17 protein-coding genes and 1 pseudogene are annotated in these 16401 nt (G+C 46.7%); 17 read left to right on the forward strand and 1 reads right to left on the reverse strand.

Annotation, left to right across the window (positions count from 1 at the left end; genetic code table 11):
• The first annotated feature begins 113 nt into the window (after positions 1–113).
• The 13 genes and pseudogenes from ACSQ8O_RS18885 (at position 114) to ACSQ8O_RS18945 (ending at position 12627) form a co-directional block, all read left to right on the forward strand.
• Positions 114–2060, forward strand: coding sequence for an ATP-dependent DNA helicase (locus ACSQ8O_RS18885; RefSeq protein WP_436242865.1), 1947 nt, complete (start codon positions 114–116; stop codon positions 2058–2060).
• A 287-nt stretch (positions 2061–2347) separates the two neighbouring features.
• The gene (locus tag ACSQ8O_RS18890; protein ID WP_436242866.1) at positions 2348–3481 is read left to right on the forward strand and encodes an acyl-CoA dehydrogenase family protein; all 1134 of its coding nucleotides are present in this window, start codon (positions 2348–2350) and stop codon (positions 3479–3481) included.
• A 17-nt stretch (positions 3482–3498) separates the two neighbouring features.
• Complete coding sequence (gene mmgD / locus ACSQ8O_RS18895; RefSeq protein ID WP_436242867.1) at positions 3499–4650, forward strand: citrate synthase; 1152 nt, start codon at positions 3499–3501, stop codon at positions 4648–4650.
• Complete coding sequence (locus ACSQ8O_RS18900) at positions 4647–6095, forward strand: bifunctional 2-methylcitrate dehydratase/aconitate hydratase (RefSeq protein WP_436242868.1); 1449 nt, start codon at positions 4647–4649, stop codon at positions 6093–6095. Before mmgD ends, ACSQ8O_RS18900 begins: the two co-directional genes overlap by 4 nt.
• Positions 6096–6133: 38 nt before the next feature.
• Positions 6134–7042: a methylisocitrate lyase gene (prpB, locus tag ACSQ8O_RS18905; RefSeq protein ID WP_436242869.1), complete on the forward strand. Its 909-nt coding sequence runs from the start codon at positions 6134–6136 to the stop codon at positions 7040–7042.
• A 30-nt stretch (positions 7043–7072) separates the two neighbouring features.
• Positions 7073–8212 (forward strand): acyl-CoA dehydrogenase family protein, encoded by a 1140-nt coding sequence (locus ACSQ8O_RS18910; protein ID WP_436242870.1) that lies wholly within the window; start codon positions 7073–7075, stop codon positions 8210–8212.
• Positions 8213–8235: 23 nt separating this feature from the next.
• On the forward strand, positions 8236–9402 hold the full coding sequence (locus tag ACSQ8O_RS18915) for an acetyl-CoA C-acetyltransferase (RefSeq protein ID WP_436242871.1): 1167 nt from the start codon (positions 8236–8238) through the stop codon (positions 9400–9402).
• A 60-nt stretch (positions 9403–9462) separates the two neighbouring features.
• Positions 9463–10317 carry a 3-hydroxybutyryl-CoA dehydrogenase gene (locus ACSQ8O_RS18920; protein WP_436242872.1) on the forward strand — a complete coding sequence of 285 codons (855 nt, stop codon included), beginning with the start codon at positions 9463–9465 and terminating at the stop codon, positions 10315–10317.
• A 127-nt stretch (positions 10318–10444) separates the two neighbouring features.
• Entirely contained in the window at positions 10445–10870 is a 426-nt protein-coding gene (locus ACSQ8O_RS18925) for an HIT family protein (RefSeq protein WP_436242873.1), read from the forward strand.
• A 122-nt stretch (positions 10871–10992) separates the two neighbouring features.
• On the forward strand, positions 10993–11391 hold the full coding sequence (locus tag ACSQ8O_RS18930) for a hypothetical protein (protein ID WP_436242874.1): 399 nt from the start codon (positions 10993–10995) through the stop codon (positions 11389–11391).
• On the forward strand, positions 11384–11644 hold the full coding sequence (locus tag ACSQ8O_RS18935; RefSeq protein WP_056625290.1) for a hypothetical protein: 261 nt from the start codon (positions 11384–11386) through the stop codon (positions 11642–11644). The genes ACSQ8O_RS18930 and ACSQ8O_RS18935 overlap by 8 nt, the downstream gene beginning before the upstream one ends.
• A gap of 148 nt (positions 11645–11792) precedes the next feature.
• Positions 11793–12138, forward strand: a pseudogene (locus ACSQ8O_RS18940) (hypothetical protein).
• A 36-nt stretch (positions 12139–12174) separates the two neighbouring features.
• Positions 12175–12627 carry a GNAT family N-acetyltransferase gene (locus tag ACSQ8O_RS18945; RefSeq protein ID WP_436242966.1) on the forward strand — a complete coding sequence of 151 codons (453 nt, stop codon included), beginning with the start codon at positions 12175–12177 and terminating at the stop codon, positions 12625–12627.
• Positions 12628–12714: 87 nt separating this feature from the next.
• On the opposite strand, the gene ACSQ8O_RS18950 is transcribed toward ACSQ8O_RS18945, so the two are convergent.
• On the reverse strand, positions 12715–13563 hold the full coding sequence (locus ACSQ8O_RS18950) for an SDR family NAD(P)-dependent oxidoreductase (RefSeq protein WP_436242875.1): 849 nt from the start codon (positions 13561–13563) through the stop codon (positions 12715–12717).
• A 168-nt stretch (positions 13564–13731) separates the two neighbouring features.
• Between ACSQ8O_RS18950 and ACSQ8O_RS18955 the strand changes: the two genes are divergently transcribed.
• The 4 genes from ACSQ8O_RS18955 (at position 13732) to ACSQ8O_RS18970 (ending at position 16372) form a co-directional block, all read left to right on the forward strand.
• Entirely contained in the window at positions 13732–14151 is a 420-nt protein-coding gene (locus tag ACSQ8O_RS18955) for a MerR family transcriptional regulator (protein ID WP_436242876.1), read from the forward strand.
• 211 nt (positions 14152–14362) lie between these two features.
• Positions 14363–14845 (forward strand): DUF6530 family protein, encoded by a 483-nt coding sequence (locus ACSQ8O_RS18960; RefSeq protein WP_056625300.1) that lies wholly within the window; start codon positions 14363–14365, stop codon positions 14843–14845.
• Positions 14846–14850: 5 nt separating this feature from the next.
• A complete protein-coding gene (locus tag ACSQ8O_RS18965) occupies positions 14851–15234 on the forward strand; it encodes a GIY-YIG nuclease family protein (protein ID WP_436242877.1) in 384 nt (127 codons plus the stop codon).
• Positions 15235–15388: 154 nt separating this feature from the next.
• Positions 15389–16372: an aldo/keto reductase gene (locus ACSQ8O_RS18970; RefSeq protein ID WP_436242967.1), complete on the forward strand. Its 984-nt coding sequence runs from the start codon at positions 15389–15391 to the stop codon at positions 16370–16372.
• Positions 16373–16401 lie beyond the last annotated feature (29 nt).

Consider the following 16401-nt stretch of genomic DNA (forward strand, 5'->3'; position numbering starts at 1 on the left):
TTTTTGTTTGTAATCAAGTTTGATTGCTTGCACAAGAAATCGTAGTTTTGCTTTTACTAGATTTTCATGAGATAATACAAGTTTGATTCAAACTATGGGTTGGGGGCATTAACGTGGGACGTTATCCATTTGCATATGATCATGCACAGCCATTTATGCAGCAGGTATCTGACTGGATTGCGGATATCTTTTATGACATATTGCCTGAAGCAGGCTTTGAAGTACGTGATGAACAAATTTACATGGCGTTTCAGTTAGAACGGGCTTACGCGGAGAAACAGACGATTTTTGCGGAAGCTGGCGTTGGTACAGGGAAAACGTTGGTCTATTTATTATATGCGATCTGCTATTCGCGTTTTATGAACAAACCGGCGATCATCGCATGCGCGGATGAATCCTTAATTGAGCAGCTCGTTAAACCCGGTGGAGATATTGATAAAATTGCTCGCCATTTGAATTTGCAAATTGATGCAAGACTGGCAAAATCGCCGGATCAATATGCTTGTTTGGTGAAGCTAGATGAGGCCAGATTCGGACATGAGGATACAGGACTGTATCGCGAGGTATACGAGTCTCTACCTGATTTTGTCCATACACGAGAAGCACTGCAAACGTTCTATGCGTATGGTGATCGTAAGAATTACCCGCATCTTAACGATGAACAGTGGAATCGGATGAACTGGGATGTTTTCCAAGATTGCTTTGTCTGTGATAGACGTCATCGTTGTGGACAAACGTTATCTCGGGAGTCCTACCGGAAGTCAACCGATTTGATTATATGTTCGCATGACTTTTACATGGAGCATGTTTGGACCTATGACGGAAGAAAACGTGAAGGTCAGCTGCCATTGCTGCCGGATCACTGCACGGTTGTTTTTGATGAAGGACATTTGATGGAATCCGCTGCACAAAAGGCGTTAACCTATAAGCTGAAGCATATGGTGTTCGAGGAATTGGTTATTCGATTGCTAAAAGGGGAAGTTCGTGAAACCCTAGCTGTCTGTATTGATCGGGCCATTGAGCAGAGCGAACGCATGTTTGAAGTATTGGAAAGCAGTTGTCGTCCGATTGCAGGTTCTGATCGCAAGCAGATCGTCATGAGTGATCTCTTGAAACGAGAGATTCATACGCTCTGTGATATTTTGTCCGAGATCGAAGAGGAGTTAGTCTTTGAAGGGGAAATGTTTACACTCAATGACTACCAGCTGAAAATTGTTGAGGAACATCTGGAAATGATGCAGAAGGCATTCGCGTTATTCCGCAACGAGGATTCCTTTATTTGTTGGGCGACAGAAAGTATTACTGGGCTCACGCTTGTTGTTATGCCAAGAACGGTGAAGGAAGTGCTCAAGGAGTATGTCTTTTCCACCAAAATGCCTATCGTATTCTCTTCAGCAACCCTATCCGTAGAGGGTAAGTTCGATTATGTGGCGAACAGCTTAGGCCTTGAGAAATATTTATCATTCTCGGTAGACTCACCGTATGACTACGTGCAACGGATGGAAGTAGTGGCTCCTCGATTCTCAGAGGGCGGAACATTCCAAGAGAAAATGACTTCTGCCGTTGAATTACTTCATCGGACACAAGGTAGAGCGCTTATTTTGTTCCCAACGCATCAAGAGTTACAACGGTTTAAAGCGGAGATGTCATCTCGATCCGATTGTAAAGATCTAACTTTCTTCTATGAAGGAGATCAAGAAATTTCGCATGTGATTGCTTCTTTCCAAGAGGACGAGCACAGCGTGCTGGCTGCGGTTAGCTTGTGGGAAGGACTCGATATTCCTGGTCCATCGCTATCCAATGTCATTGTTTGGGCGCTGCCTTTTCCTCCGCAGGATCCGGTCTTTAACGCGAAGCGTGAAGCAGCGGCTTCTCCGTATGAAGAAGTCGATATTCCTTACATGTTACTTCGCCTGCGGCAAGGTATGGGTAGGTTGATCCGAACACGTGAGGACAGCGGGATTATTGCTATTTTCAGTGAGGTGTTATATACGAATACTTCACTACGTGAGCATATCGAGCGGGTATTGCCAGCTGGTGTTGAGATGAAGTCGGAGTAAAGGTTGAAAAAAGTATAGCAAGAGGAGCAGATGACTGCTCCTCTTTTTTTGATGTCTTGAACTTAGTTTACTGACGTTAAGTGAAAATGAAGGTCATGCAGGTTAAAAGGTATTGGGTAGGATGAAGAGATCATTTTTTCCCGCGGTACAGTCTAATGCCTAACAAAAGCGTGTATATATAACATATATTGAAAGCGTTTACAACTTGTCCAAAGAAGTACGATCGACCCAATCAACCTCGGCCAAACTAGTGTTAGCAGCATGAACACGTCGAAGGAGGTCGTCGCATGCAATTCTCTTATACCCAAGATCAGCAAGATATCAGGGCCAAAGTCCGTGAGTTTGCACTCACGAAGATGGAGCCGACTTCAGAGGAAAGGGATGAATTTGAACGGTTTGATCGAGATATTTTCGACAGCATCGGTGAGTTTGGATGGTCTGGAATTCCCTGGCCACAAGGTCTTGGCGGAGGTGGCTCTGATTTCTTAACTTATGCGATGGTGATTGAGGAGCTGTCGCGTGTGTGTGCTTCAACAGGCGTGATGCTCTCCGTGCATACATCGCTGGCCAGTTGGGCGATTCATACGTATGGGACAGATGCGCAGAAACAAACTTATCTATTCCCCATGGCACAAGGGAAAAAGCTCGGCGCCTACTGTCTGACGGAAAGCGAATCCGGCTCAGATGCCGGCGCTATGCGCACAACAGCAACGAAGGAAGGAGATGCCTACTTGCTCAATGGCTCCAAGCTATTCGTAACGAATGGCGGGGAGGCGGAGGTATATATTGTTTTCGCCATAACGGATGCACAGAACAAGTCCAAGAGTTGTACGGCTTTCATCGTGGAAAAAGGCATGCAAGGGCTTATTTTCGGAACAAAAGAAAATAAGCTCGGGATCCGCTCATCCACCACGATGGAGCTGAGGTTTGAAGACTGCAGGGTGCCAGCTGATAACCGGCTGGGCCCGGAAGGGGAAGGCTTCCGCATCGCGATGCGAAGCTTAGATGGCGGGCGGATTGGCATTGCCGCGCAAGCAACGGGGATAGGGCAAGGGGCCCTAGACGCGCTCGTTGCTTATCAGGAGCAATACGGCGTGCGCCGCAGCGAGCTGTTTGATGCTTCTTTTTCGGAGATGGCCACACACATCGAAGGCGCAAGACTGCTGACCTATCAAGCCGCTTGGCGCAAGAGCAAGGGGCTCTCGTATGGGAAGCAGGCTGCCATAGCGAAGCTTTTTGCCAGCGATATGGCTGTTAAGGTATGTTTGCGTGCTGTCCAGCTATGTGGTGTGTGGGGTTGCTTGAAGGAGTCAAAGGTAGAACGATATCTGCGAGATGCCAAAGTGACCCAAATTTATGAAGGGACGAATGAGATTCAGCGTATTGTGATTTCGCGTTTGCTGCTTTCTGAAACCACGTAGGAAGGGGGAGCGAAAACATGAGTGATCACTATTTGCCTGGACTTGAGCATGTGATAGCCAGTGAGACCAGCATTTCATTTCTCGATGTGGAGAAGGAAGAAATTGTAATTCGAGGGTATGATCTGATGGAGCTTGCTGAGCAAATGACCTATTTGGATGTAGTTGGACTGCTGTTAGAGGGTGAATTGCCGAATGAGACGAGGCGCCAAGCAATTGAATCACAGATTCAATCGGTCTATGGATTACCGCCAAATGTGCGTGCGATGCTCCATTTGATGCCGGATCGGGCCGATATGATGGATGTGCTACGAACGAGCATTTCCGCGTTAGCGAGCTTTGATGACGAACTTGATGATCGATCACCTGAGGCGAATGGACGTAAAGCGATACGTTTATTGGCCAAAGTGCCACAAATTGTTGCGTATGGTTATCGGGCTATCACGAAGCAGCCGCTCATCGAACCAGATCCTAAATTGTCGTATTCAGCTAATTTTCTGTACATGATAACAGGAACGATTCCGTCTCCGATGGAGGTGGCGATCTATGATCAATCGCTGATTGTGTACAGTGAGCATGAATTGCCGAATTCGACTTTTGCGGCGCGCGTCATCGCCTCCACGCAGTCTGATATTTATGGTGCGCTTGTTGGCGCGGTTGCTTCACTGAAAGGTACGCTGCACGGGGGAGCGAATGAAGCGGTCATGCACATGCTGCTTGAAGCGGGTTCAGAAGATGATTTGGAAGTGTTGATTCGTTCTAAGCTTGCACGTAAGGAGCGCATTATGGGCTTCGGACACCGTGTGTATATGCGAAAACCGGATCCACGTGCGCTGTTGATGAAGGAGGCACTGGCGAAGCTCGCGCCCGCTTGTAATCAACAGGAGTTATACGACATGTGCGTACGTGGGGAAAATGTGATGCGAACTGAGAAAGGGCTGCATCCCAATTTGGATTACTATGCTGCGCCAGTCTATTACTTGCTTGGCATTCCAATTGAGCTGTTTACACCTGTTTTCCTTGCAGCACGCACGGTTGGCATTAGTGCACATGTGATGGAGCAGCATGCGAACAATCGCCTCTTCCGACCACGTGTTCGTTATACGGGCGCGCGAGATTTACATCCGCTTCAAGAAGATTCGCTTTCAGAAAGTGAGGACGAGATCGTATGAGTACGTCTAAAGAACCTGCTCAGAGGGAGATGATTTTCGACCCACTCATTGTAGAGATTGCAGAATACGCCTTGCATGCCGAGATTGAGAGTGAGGAAGCCTATCAGATTGCTCATCATGTCCTCATGGACTCAATGGGAACAGGCTTGCTTGCGCTGCGTTTTCCCGCTTGTACGAAACTTCTGGGTCCGATTGTTCCAGGTGCAGATGTGATTGGCGGTGCTCGTGTACCTGGTACTCGATACGAATTGGATCCTGTTCAAGCGGCTTTCAATATTGGTTGTATGATTCGGTGGCTCGATTATAACGATACATGGCTAGCGGCAGAATGGGGGCATCCATCCGATAATTTAGGCAGTATCCTTGCTATTGCCGATTATGTGAGTCGGAAACGTATGGCCGAGGGGCAAACACCTTTTACGATGAAAGACATCTTAACAATGGCGATCAAAGCGCATGAAATACAAGGTGTGCTCGCACTGGAAAATAGTTTGAACGCAGTTGGTTTGGATCACGTACATCTGGTGAAAATCGCCTCCACCGCAGTGGCTGCAGTTATGCTAGGAGGGTCGAAAGAGGAGGTATGCAACGCCATCTCCAACGCATGGATTGATGGAGCGAGCTTACGGACATATCGGCATGCACCGAATACAGGTTCTAGGAAATCTTGGGCTGCGGGAGATGCCACAAGCCGGGCTGTTCGCTTGGCTTTGATGGCGGTTGGAGGTGAGATGGGCTATGCTTCTGCACTGACAGCACCGAACTGGGGATTTCAGGATGTGCTTTTCGAAGGAAAGACGCTTACTTTGGCAAGACCCTTGAGCAGCTATGTGATGGAACATATTTTGTTCAAAATTTCATTTCCAGCTGAGTTTCACGCGCAAACCGCTGTTGAATGTGCGCTTACTCTACATGATCTTGTTAAAGATCGATTAAGTGACATAACTAAAGTTATGTTAACAACTCATAAATCAGCGCTGCGCATTATTGATAAAAAAGGCCCTTTACACAATCCAGCGGATCGTGATCATTGCTTACAGTACATGGTAGCTATCGGACTTCTGTATGGTACGTTAACTGCGGAGCATTATGAAGATGATATCGCTGTTGATCCGCGTATTGATGCACTTCGGGAACGTATGGTTGTTGTCGAGAACGAGCAATACAGCAAGGATTATCTGGATCCAGATAAACGTTCTATCGCGAATAGCATTCAAATTTATTTTAAGGACGGAACGTCGACGGGAAAAATAGTTTGTGAGTACCCCATCGGACACCGCAAGCGGCGGGCGGAAGGTCTGCCGAAAGTGATCGATAAGTTCAAAGCGAATGTACAAACGCGGTTTCCAAGGAAGCAAACAGAAGAGATCATGAAGCTGTCACTCGATTACGAGAAGCTAATTCAGACGCCAGTGCCTGCGTATATGTCGCTTTTCGTCATTTAACTGGTTAACAGATCGGCTTAATGAGGCAGGAGGTTACTATGTCATGGTTGATTGAGAAGGAGCCGAGTCAAGAACAGTTAGCTGCGGGGTGGCGTCGTTTCGTTGAAGCGGGTCCTATTGTCCAAATCGTTGGCACTCACGATGGCATGGCAGCTAGAATCGCCAAACAAGCAGGGTTTCAGGCCCTTTATTTATCAGGTGCCGCTTATACGGCCAGTAGAGGATTGCCTGATTTGGGACTTATTTATTCCAACGAGGTTGCAGAGCGAGCCAGGGAACTCGTTCGAGCATCGGGACTTCCGTTATTGGTCGATATCGATACGGGATATGGCGGCATCCTGAATGTCGCGCGGACCGCAAAGGAAATGGTGGAAGCGAAAGTTGCCGCCGTGCAAATTGAAGATCAAGAGATGCCGAAGAAATGTGGACACCTGAGCGGTAAAAAACTTATTTCCACTGAGGAAATGTGTCAAAAAATCCGCACGCTTAAAGCCGTCAGCCCGACGCTTTATATTGTTGCACGGACAGATGCGAAAGGAGTAGAAGGCATGGCGGAAGCCATCAACCGTGCGAAGCACTATCTCGCCGCTGGAGCGGATGCTATTTTTCCAGAAGCACTCGAGAGTGAGGAGGACTTTCAGCATTTTCGAAAGGAAGTAGATGGACCTCTTCTGGCCAATATGACCGAATTTGGACGTACGCCATACTTTACGGCAGCACAATTTGAAAGTTGGGGCTTCCGTATGGTTCTCTATCCGGTTACGTCGTTACGTGTTGCTGCTAAAGCGTATGAGCGGGTATTTGAGGAGATTCGTCAGCAAGGGACACAGATGGGCTTGCTAGATAACATGCAAACACGCAGCGAGTTATATAAAGCGATTCGCTATGCAGATTATGAGGCCTTGGATGGTTCTATTGCACGATCAACATGGGAGGAAAAGAGCTAGAAGTGCAAGCGGCTTGAGGGAGGGCTCCACATGGATTATAGCCTTTCAGAGGAATTGGAAATGATTCGCACGATGGTACGCGATTTTGCATCAGAGGAGGTTGCCCCGACTGCGGCGCTTCGAGATGAAGAAGAACGGTTTGATCGACATCTATTCGAAATGATGGGAGAACTTGGTTTAACTGGGATTCTAGTACCTGAGTTATATGGCGGACTTGGCTCAGATGCTTTGACGAATTGCTTGGTTTTGGAGGAGTTAGCTCGTGCTTGCGCATCGACAGGGTATACGCTTTTCGTGCACAGCGGGTTGGCGTGTGCGGCAATCTCGATGTTTGGCTCAGCGGAACAGAAGAAGTTGTTTCTGGGTCCGATGGGCAATGGGCAAAAACTAGGGGCTTATGCTTGGTCTGAACATGCGCAAACAGCGGGGACTTCTGGCGTTGTCCTGCACACAAAAGCGTTGCGTGATGGGGACGATTACGTGCTGGAGGGCACGAATTTCTTCGTTTCAAATGCGGAGGAAGCGGATGTATATGTGATATTTGCATCGACTGGAAATGATTCTACGTCGCAAGAGAGTAGTGCATTTATCATTGAGAAAGGCACACCGGGGTTCAGTTTAAGCAAAAAGGAAAGAAAACTCGGACTACGTGGCACACCTAGCATGTCTATTGAACTGGTTGATTGCCGAATTCCATTGGCGAATCGGCTTGGCGAGGAAGGGGACGGCCATCGGATTGCGTTGCAGTCGCTGGAATCTGCATGCAGCGGCATCGCTGCACTGGCGGTAGGGCTTGCACAAGCAGCGATGGATGTGTCAATCGCCTATGCAAAGACGCGTAAGCAATTCGGTAAACCGATTGCACAGCAGCAAGCTATCGCATTCAAGCTAGCGAATATGGCTACGCAAATTGAAGCTGCGAGACTGCTCACGTACCAAGCCGCATGGCGTGAGAGCCAGGGTGGAGTTGGAGCTGCGTATGCCAATCTATTTGCTGGGGATACGGCGATGACCGTTGCGATTGAAGCTGTTCAAATCCACGGTGGCTATGGATATACGAAAGCTTTTCCCGTTGAACGGTATATGCGCGATGCTAAAATGCTCCAAATGGTTGAAGCAACAATGGATGAGCAGCGGAGAGCGATTGCAGGTTTAGTTAAGAGGACGTGAGCGTGGACTGGAGGGCGAGGTGTATGCGAGAAAGCGTCATTGTTGGCGGTGCGAGAACCCCGTTTGGTAAGTTTGGCGGTGCGTTGAAGGATGTCTCAGCTGTCGAGCTGGGGGGAATCGTCATCAAGGAAGCCATACGACGCGCGTCTCTGGATCCTTCATTGATCGAAGAAGTCATAATGGGCATGGTACTGCAAGGGGGGGCAGGACAAATTCCTTCGCGTCAAGCGGCTCGCAGGGCGGGACTGACGTGGAGTGTGACGTCGGAGACAATCAACAAAGTGTGTGCTTCAGGGCTGCGCAGTGTGACCATGGCCGACCAAATCATCCGCGCAGGAGATGCATCGCTACTTGTGGCAGGCGGCATGGAAAGCATGAGCAACGCGCCATATTTGGCGACGCATGCGCGTTGGGGCGCACGGATGGGCGAACAGCGACTGATCGACCTGATGATTCATGATGGTCTGACATGTCCATTCGAACGCGTGCATATGGTGCTTCATGGCAGTCGCATTGCTGCTGAATACAAGATTGGACGTCAGGAGCAGGACGAGTGGGCTTTACGCAGTCATCAATTAGCTTTACAGGCGATGTCCAATGGTTTCAGTGCAGAGGAAATCGTACCTGTCCAAGTTGGAGCAAATGTTGTGAATCGTGATGAGGGACCGCGTGCGGATACGAGTTTAGCTAAGCTTGCCGGATTAGTCCCTGTATTCGATAAGCAAGGCAGCATTACGGCCGGAAATGCACCAGGTGTGAATGATGGTGCAGCAGCTTTGGTCGTTATGGCGAGAGAAGCTGCTTTAGAACAGGGCGTAAGTCCACTCGCTACGATACTTGGCCATACCAGTGTAGGCGAGCGAGCGCCCTATATCGCGACGACACCTGCGTTGGCGATTCGGAAACTGCTGCAACAAACGGGTGTGACACTGGATCAAATTGATCGATTCGAGGTGAATGAGGCTTTTGCCGCTGTCGTGCTCACATGCGAGCGTATGCTAGGGTGGAATTCGCAGCGCGTTAACGTTAATGGCGGTGCCATTGCACTCGGTCATCCTATTGGCGCGAGCGGAACACGGATCATTCTCACATTAATCCATGAGCTTCGCAGAATGGGCGGTGGCTATGGGATTGCTGCGATCTGCAGCGGTACGGCGCAAGGTGATGCGATCTTGCTTCGTGTGGAATAGCCGGGAATCCTATTTCGGTTATGATAGTGCGGTTCAATGAAGCAGTAGGAGCGATGAACGATGTCTATACAAACCATCATGGTAATTGGGGCTGGGCAGATGGGAAGTGGCATTGCGCAAGTGGCCGCCTCTGCAGACCGCAAGGTACTTTGGCATGATCTATCTATGCCTTTGATCGATAAGGGCATGTTGGTCATTAGCAACCAATTAGATCGGAATGTTGCGAAAGGGAGGTTAACGGAGGAAGCGAAAGTAAGCATTCTTAGCCGCATTCAACCAACGGGAGACATTGAAGAGGCTGCGCAGGTGGATCTGGTGATCGAGGCCATATCTGAGAATATGGCTTGGAAAACAGCTCTTTTTCAGAAGTTAGATGGGATCTGTCCGCCTCAAGTGATTATGGCAACGAATACGTCATCGTTGCCGATCACTGAGATTGCTGCGGCGACAACGCGTCCTTCGCAAGTTATCGGGATGCATTTCATGAATCCGGTTCCCGTGATGCCGCTGATAGAAATTATTCGTGGCCTGGAAACGTCCCAGAATGTTTTCGAGGCCATCTTTCAGCTTAGTAAAGAACTTGGTAAAACACCTGTTGAGGTGCAGGATTTTCCAGGATTCGTTTCGAATCGTATTCTCATGCCGATGATTAATGAAGCCATTTTTACGGTGTATGAGGGAGTAGCAACGGTTGAAGCTGTAGATACGGTGATGAAGCTCGGGATGAACCATCCGATGGGACCGCTGGAGCTCGCTGATTTCATTGGGCTAGACACCTGTTTATCAATCATGGAAATTCTCCACGAAGGGTTTAAGGATTCCAAATATCGACCCTGTCCGCTCCTCAGGAAATACGTGAAGGCGGGGCGACTTGGACGTAAGTCAGGGCAAGGATTTTATACGTATTCAACTTGAGCGGTTAGCTATGCAGTCACTCTTATGAGGGGCTGTTTTTTGTTTGGGCAGGTAATTTCAATGGATGGATGGAATTGATAAGAAGCGAATAACACTAAACTGTGCTCTGAAAGGATGGAAGTGTAAGATGGAAGATACGTGCTTAGGCTGCCAGCTAGCGAACGGACAAGTTCAAGCTCATGTAGTATACGAGAATAAGTGGTTGACCTGTCTCTTAGATATCGCTCCGTTAAATGAAGGACATGTTCTATTGCTTCCTAAGCGTCATGTGGCTGAACTGGAGCAAATGGATGAAGAGACATCAACAGCCATGCTGAAAGCGGTGATGAAAATGTCACGCGTGATTAAAACACTCTATCAACCAGATGGCGTTACGATCCTCCAAAATGGCGGTACTTTCAATGATTTAGGTCATGTGCATGTTCATATTTTCCCGAGATATGAGGGGGACGGCTTTGGTTGGTTGGAGCCGGAGGATAGAAATAACAATAGAAATCGATTGGCTGAAACGAGAAGGCGTATAATTAATGCCATTAATGATTTATGTAATTAAATATAAAAAGTTGGCATCCTTCAGCTAACATGATAAACTGCTAAGGGCGACACTGCAGCGGATTGATCTGTTTGGACGGAATCAGCAGATTAAGCTGGTGTCCAACTAAGGAGGCAAACGCTGTGGAATTTCGTGCTGTATCGCAAGAGACCAAGATAAATTATATGCTCTGGAGTATAAAGAATGAAATCAGGAAAGAGAATAAGTACTTAGCATCCTTACCGTTTGATCCTTCGCCGATCATTGGGGTTGTGAAGTATCATCTGGATCAGTGGGATCCGATTCAATTACTAGAAAATGGAAGTCAAGACGATGAATACGATGGTGAAGCTCGCAGCGTTACCATTTATATAATTAAGCATATGGAAGAGATAAGTGTTGCCGGGTTGGGACAAGAGATCCAACGAATTTTCAGAAAATCCTTTCTGGATGAATTTCAGTCAGATGAGGATACTTTTGAAATCGCAATTGGCATTCTACGTGATTTGACTAATGGAAATGAGGATGTTTCGAGTGAGTGAAATGGTCGGGAAGTACTGTGCGAAGTTTTTTGGTAAGACAGGTGTCATTCTTGAAATTGGTGTAGTGAAAAAGGTCGCGAGTCGTACCATTCATGTGGATTGGGGTACGAAAACGTGGGTGTACCAGAATCGAGATTTCAATTGGACACCACTGACGAAGGAAGAGTTCGAAGTTAAATACAAAAAGCCGAAATTCTCTGACGCAGCTCTGGTGCGTGCCGCAGAATTGGGCCTCAAAATAACGTATAATTAAGTTGCGGCTGCCTCGGGGCGGCCGTTTTTCTATTGGTCGGGGGCATCTAGCCTAACACGGAAAGATTGAATTTACTTATTTTATACAAATAAAGGGCCAATAAGCATGATAAAATAGGAGTAGGGATGAACGATAGTGAGGTGCTGCGATGAAATTTGTACTTATTTTCGGTCCGCAAGCTGTTGGTAAAATGACAGTCGGCCACGCACTTGAAGAAACTACCGCGTTGAAGCTCTTTCACAATCACATGACGATTGATCTCCTTCATCCCTATTTCGGGTTTTCGCAAGAATAAAACCCCTCATCGACTCGCTCATAAGCCTACCAAACGAAATGTTGCACAATCGGAACAGAATTTACTAGAAAGCATGGAAAAGCATCGTTTAAACTCGCTAGTTGGTGAAATCACCAAAGAGAATTACATGCGAATCAACAATACAGGTGTAAGTCCAGAGGATGTCGCAGCGATGATTAAAGCCAAGTTTCACTTCTGAAACCCACATCATAATAGGATGGAGGCACACAGAATGATACGAATTCGAGAATTACAGTTAACCGAGGAGTATCCGATTCACTTATTTCTTTTAGCTGATCCAGAGCTTGCGATGGTGGAATCTTATGTGTATCAAAGCAAATGTTTCGTCTTAGAGGAGAATCATGAAATTGTCGGTGCATATTTGTTGCTCCCGACAAGACCGAAGACGGTAGAACTGGTGAATATCGCGGTGATAACAAAGAAACAAGGCCGTGGCTATGGCAAGGAACTCGTGAAACATGCGGTGGAAACGGCAAGAACGTTAAATTATAAGACGATAGAGATCGGCACAGGCAATTCTGGTGTCCAACAGTTGAGTCTCTATCAGAAGTGCGGATTTCGTATTTATGGCGTGGATCTCGATTTCTTTACTAGGCATTATAAGGAACCTATTTTTGAAAATGGTATTCAGTGCCGCGATATGATTCGACTACGTCAGGACTTATAGTAAAGTAGGAAAAACTCCTGCAAAAGTGCTAGTCAAGCACGATTGCAGGAGTTTTTCTGTATAGACAACGCCGTTCGCGTCTACTCATTATTTCCCAACTTCTTTATACATATACTCGTAAATGGTACGAACTTTCTCAAGTACCCTTGGTGCATGTTGGATGAATTTCAACTCTACAGGCTTGTTATTCGTCAGATAAGCACCAGGTATATGTTCACCTAGGGCACCTTGATAGAGCAGTGAGGCCCCTTTGCTAGGATGTGGAAAAAATAAACGGATGATCGGCTTGAGATAGAAGGGAATGCCCGATTGTTTGCCTTTGCGCATTGTATTATTGCCGCCAGGGTCAACAGTGATCATCTTAATCCCTTCTAGGGCGAGATGGGGAGCGAGTTCTTGCGTCCATAAGGATAGCGCGAGTTTAGACGCCGCGTAGGGGCCGAACAACATTTTAAATTGCGCGGGGTGATCTAATGTCTCAGGGTCAAATCGCTTCATTGTTTTGAACGCGTTAGTGGAGGTATGCACGACTCGTTTCAGTGTCCCCTTCTTCAAAAGCGCCATTAACTCCATCGTGATGATATAGGGTACGACGGTTTGTAGTTCATAATGCAGTTCTCGACCTTGCTTTGATAACATGAGTTCGGGGAAGCTGCCACCTGCATTGTTGTAAAGGAGATCAATTTTCGTTTCATTGTTTTTAATTTGCTCTAGTGCTACCTTTAAACTTGTAAAATCACTTAAATCCGCTTGATAGACACGCAATTGTCGCGTTCCTATTGCTGCTTGAATCGCTGTATCGTCTTTAGGGAATCCTGTGCGAATCAGCGCAATGATCTGTGCACCTTCTAGCAGCAACTGGTGAGTTAAAGCCAACCCTATCCCGCTGCTGGCGCCTGTAATGAGGACGATTTTACCTGATAAATTCGTATTCATGTTTTCTCTCCTCCATATTCAAAAGCATGTATGTTTGTATGGATTTGACTATACAACTTGGAGTCGACTTCAAGTCAACCCTATATGGATTAAATTATTATGTATTGACTTCGAGTTAACTCCAAGTTTTATAATGAAGTCAATGTACATAAAGGGAGTTGGAGATTCATGAGTGAGGCGGCAGGTTTTTCAATTAAAGAAGCAGCGGAGCAATCCGCTTTATCTGAAGATACGATTCGATACTATGAAAAAATTGGACTGTTACCTCAGGCGGATCGGAAGAAGAATCGTCATCGTATTTATCGTCCGGAAGATCTTCAAGTCATGCAGCTAATCACTTGTCTGAAGAAGACAGGGATGTCGTTGGACGAGATGAAGCCGTTTCTAGGTCTAACTTATGATTCCGATTTGACTGAGCATCCAGATCTACAAGTCAAGCTGGAGCAGCATAGGGAGAATATCCAACATCAGATTAATTCCTTACAAATGATCATAGATGTGATTGATGCGAAAATGACGTCAGGCAGCATGATGCCAGACGCATGCGAGCTTGCGGAGACCACGAAACGGATACCTGGTAGAGCATAGCAGATAGGCAGAAATAAAACACAGTGCTTCCCTGTTGGGGTGGTTCTGTGTTTTTTTTGTTCAGATTTCCTAGGATCTGTCTTACCGCTACCTACAGGCATCCATTGACTTGAAAAAGAAGCTGCGGTATACTTCATTCATCGGATCTATATTTAGTAAATTAGTAAATTACTAAAACGTAAAAACTTATTTCAATCATGGAGGAATCATAATGAAAATCCCAACAACACTCAAACATAAGCCTGTAATCGTAGCTGAGAACTATGCCAATATTGATGGTAGATATACGCAAAACACGGACACACAAGGTCTTTCCTTAGGTCTAGCTCAGTGGAACGACAGAGGAAAGGTTGATATCTCGGCTAAAGTATGGCGCTATACAGGCGAGAAATGGTCACGCCAATCCGAAGAGCTCCCTTTACACCGTGTGTTGGATCTAGCAATCCTCGTGTGTCGTACGAAGCTGCATTTCCAAGAGGACGCATATCGGTATGAGAACGGGTATAATGCCGAGAATCCTGTAATCGACAGAATCGGCCTGCAAGGGGATGCGATGACCGTAGGTGTATGTACCGATAATGAGAAAATTAATGAAGATATCAAGCTTTTCAGTCAAGCGTTAAGTGATGACGGAGAGTTGATTGGAGAACGTTTAAGTACGCTTTCCAGGATTTTAAAAGAAATGGGGTATTAATCAACATGTTAGACAAACAGAAAAAGAAGGAGCTTGCGACCAATTATAAACAAACGTTTCGTGCCATGGGTGTTTATCAAATTCGCAATACCCAGAACGATAAAATACTTGTAAACGGCAGTATGGATCTCGATGGCATGAAGAATCGGCTTGAATTTTGCAAGCAGATGAATACCAATACATTTAATGAGTTACAGAAGGACTGGGCGACGTTCGGTGGCCAATCGTTCGTGTTTGAGGTGCTAGATCGCATCGAGCCTCGGGAAGAAATCATCTTGGATGCCGCGGAGTTGAAAAGCTATCGAGCTGAAGTTGATGCATTACTTGAATTATGGCTCGAAAAGCTGGAGCCGTACGAAGAGAAGGGCTACAATAAACGCAAGCGTTAGTCTCTCGTTTCACCATCGACCATGGGGTTCCGTCATAAGCGGACTCCTTTTTTTTGCATAAATAGGGAGGTTTCCACTTATCCTATGGCGAAATGGTGATAGATGAAATCAGTAGAAGTAGGTTTATGACATCTACATAGAAGGAGTGAGAATGATGAAATACCGTCAACTTGGTGATACAGAACTTCGAATTAGTGAGGTTAGCTTCGGTACTTGGGCTATTGGTGGAGGCTGGGGTGAGGCGAATGACGATGAATCTATTCGAGGCTTACACCGTGCTATGGAGGCAGGTGTGAACTTTTTTGATACAGCGGATGTATATGGCTCGGGTCATGCCGAAGAGCTCCTTGCGAAAGCGACGAAAGGGAAAGAAGATGAGATACACATTGCCACGAAGTTTTGCCGTTCGGGTGATATTCATGACCTTGCGACTTACTCGGAGCAAGCGGTTCGCCAATTTGCGGAAAACAGCCTGAAACGGTTAAATCGGGAGCGAATTGATCTGTATCAAATTCACTGTCCACCGCTTGCAATCTTAAAGGATGGTTCTGTCTTCGAGGTGCTTGAGAAATTGAAAGCGGAGGGTAAAATTCGCCACTATGGCGTGAGCGTTGAGACAGTGGAGGAAGGTTTGTTCTGTCTTACTGTTCCTGGTGTCAAAGCGCTGCAAGTGATTTTTAATTTGTTCCGTCAAAAACCTGCAGACCTCCTCTTTCCGCAAGCGAATGCTGCTGGGGTAGGTATTCTGGTTCGGCTACCACTGGCCAGCGGCTTACTAACAGGGAAATTCACGACATCTAGCACCTTTGCAGCGGATGATCACCGGAATTTCAATGCGAATGGAGACCAATTTAACGTTGGTGAGACGTTTGCAGGACTGCCATTTGCGAAAGGGGTAGAACTCGCACAGGAACTGGCTTGGATTAGCGAAGGTCGTGGCAACATGGCACGCGCTGCGATGCGCTGGATTTTGGAGAATCCGCACATTACTTGTATTATCCCTGGTTTCAAGAACGTCAAGCAGATTGAAGATAATCTAGCTACCCTTGAAGTTCCTGCGTTCACTTCGGAAGAGCTGGTTCGTCTGAAGAGCTTCTATGCGACTGACGTTCACGCTCATATTCGTGGTGCTTACTAGCCTATTTAGTTGGGAAAGGGGTTTCAGAG

This window comes from Paenibacillus sp. LjRoot56 (genome assembly GCF_964253335.1).
Lineage (GTDB): Bacteria > Bacillota > Bacilli > Paenibacillales > NBRC-103111 > Paenibacillus_E > Paenibacillus_E allorhizoplanae.

Coding starts and splice junctions, on each gene's coding strand:
- ACSQ8O_RS18890 (WP_436242866.1), top strand. CDS start 2,348: ATGCAATTCTCTTATACCCAAGATCAGCAAGATATCAGGGCCAAAGTC.
- mmgD (WP_436242867.1), top strand. CDS start 3,499: ATGAGTGATCACTATTTGCCTGGACTTGAGCATGTGATAGCCAGTGAG.
- ACSQ8O_RS18900 (WP_436242868.1), top strand. CDS start 4,647: ATGAGTACGTCTAAAGAACCTGCTCAGAGGGAGATGATTTTCGACCCA.
- prpB (WP_436242869.1), top strand. CDS start 6,134: ATGTCATGGTTGATTGAGAAGGAGCCGAGTCAAGAACAGTTAGCTGCG.
- ACSQ8O_RS18910 (WP_436242870.1), top strand. CDS start 7,073: ATGGATTATAGCCTTTCAGAGGAATTGGAAATGATTCGCACGATGGTA.
- ACSQ8O_RS18915 (WP_436242871.1), top strand. CDS start 8,236: ATGCGAGAAAGCGTCATTGTTGGCGGTGCGAGAACCCCGTTTGGTAAG.
- ACSQ8O_RS18920 (WP_436242872.1), top strand. CDS start 9,463: ATGTCTATACAAACCATCATGGTAATTGGGGCTGGGCAGATGGGAAGT.
- ACSQ8O_RS18925 (WP_436242873.1), top strand. CDS start 10,445: ATGGAAGATACGTGCTTAGGCTGCCAGCTAGCGAACGGACAAGTTCAA.
- ACSQ8O_RS18950 (WP_436242875.1), bottom strand. CDS start 13,563: ATGAATACGAATTTATCAGGTAAAATCGTCCTCATTACAGGCGCCAGC.
- ACSQ8O_RS18955 (WP_436242876.1), top strand. CDS start 13,732: ATGAGTGAGGCGGCAGGTTTTTCAATTAAAGAAGCAGCGGAGCAATCC.
- ACSQ8O_RS18960 (WP_056625300.1), top strand. CDS start 14,363: ATGAAAATCCCAACAACACTCAAACATAAGCCTGTAATCGTAGCTGAG.
- ACSQ8O_RS18965 (WP_436242877.1), top strand. CDS start 14,851: ATGTTAGACAAACAGAAAAAGAAGGAGCTTGCGACCAATTATAAACAA.
- ACSQ8O_RS18970 (WP_436242967.1), top strand. CDS start 15,389: ATGAAATACCGTCAACTTGGTGATACAGAACTTCGAATTAGTGAGGTT.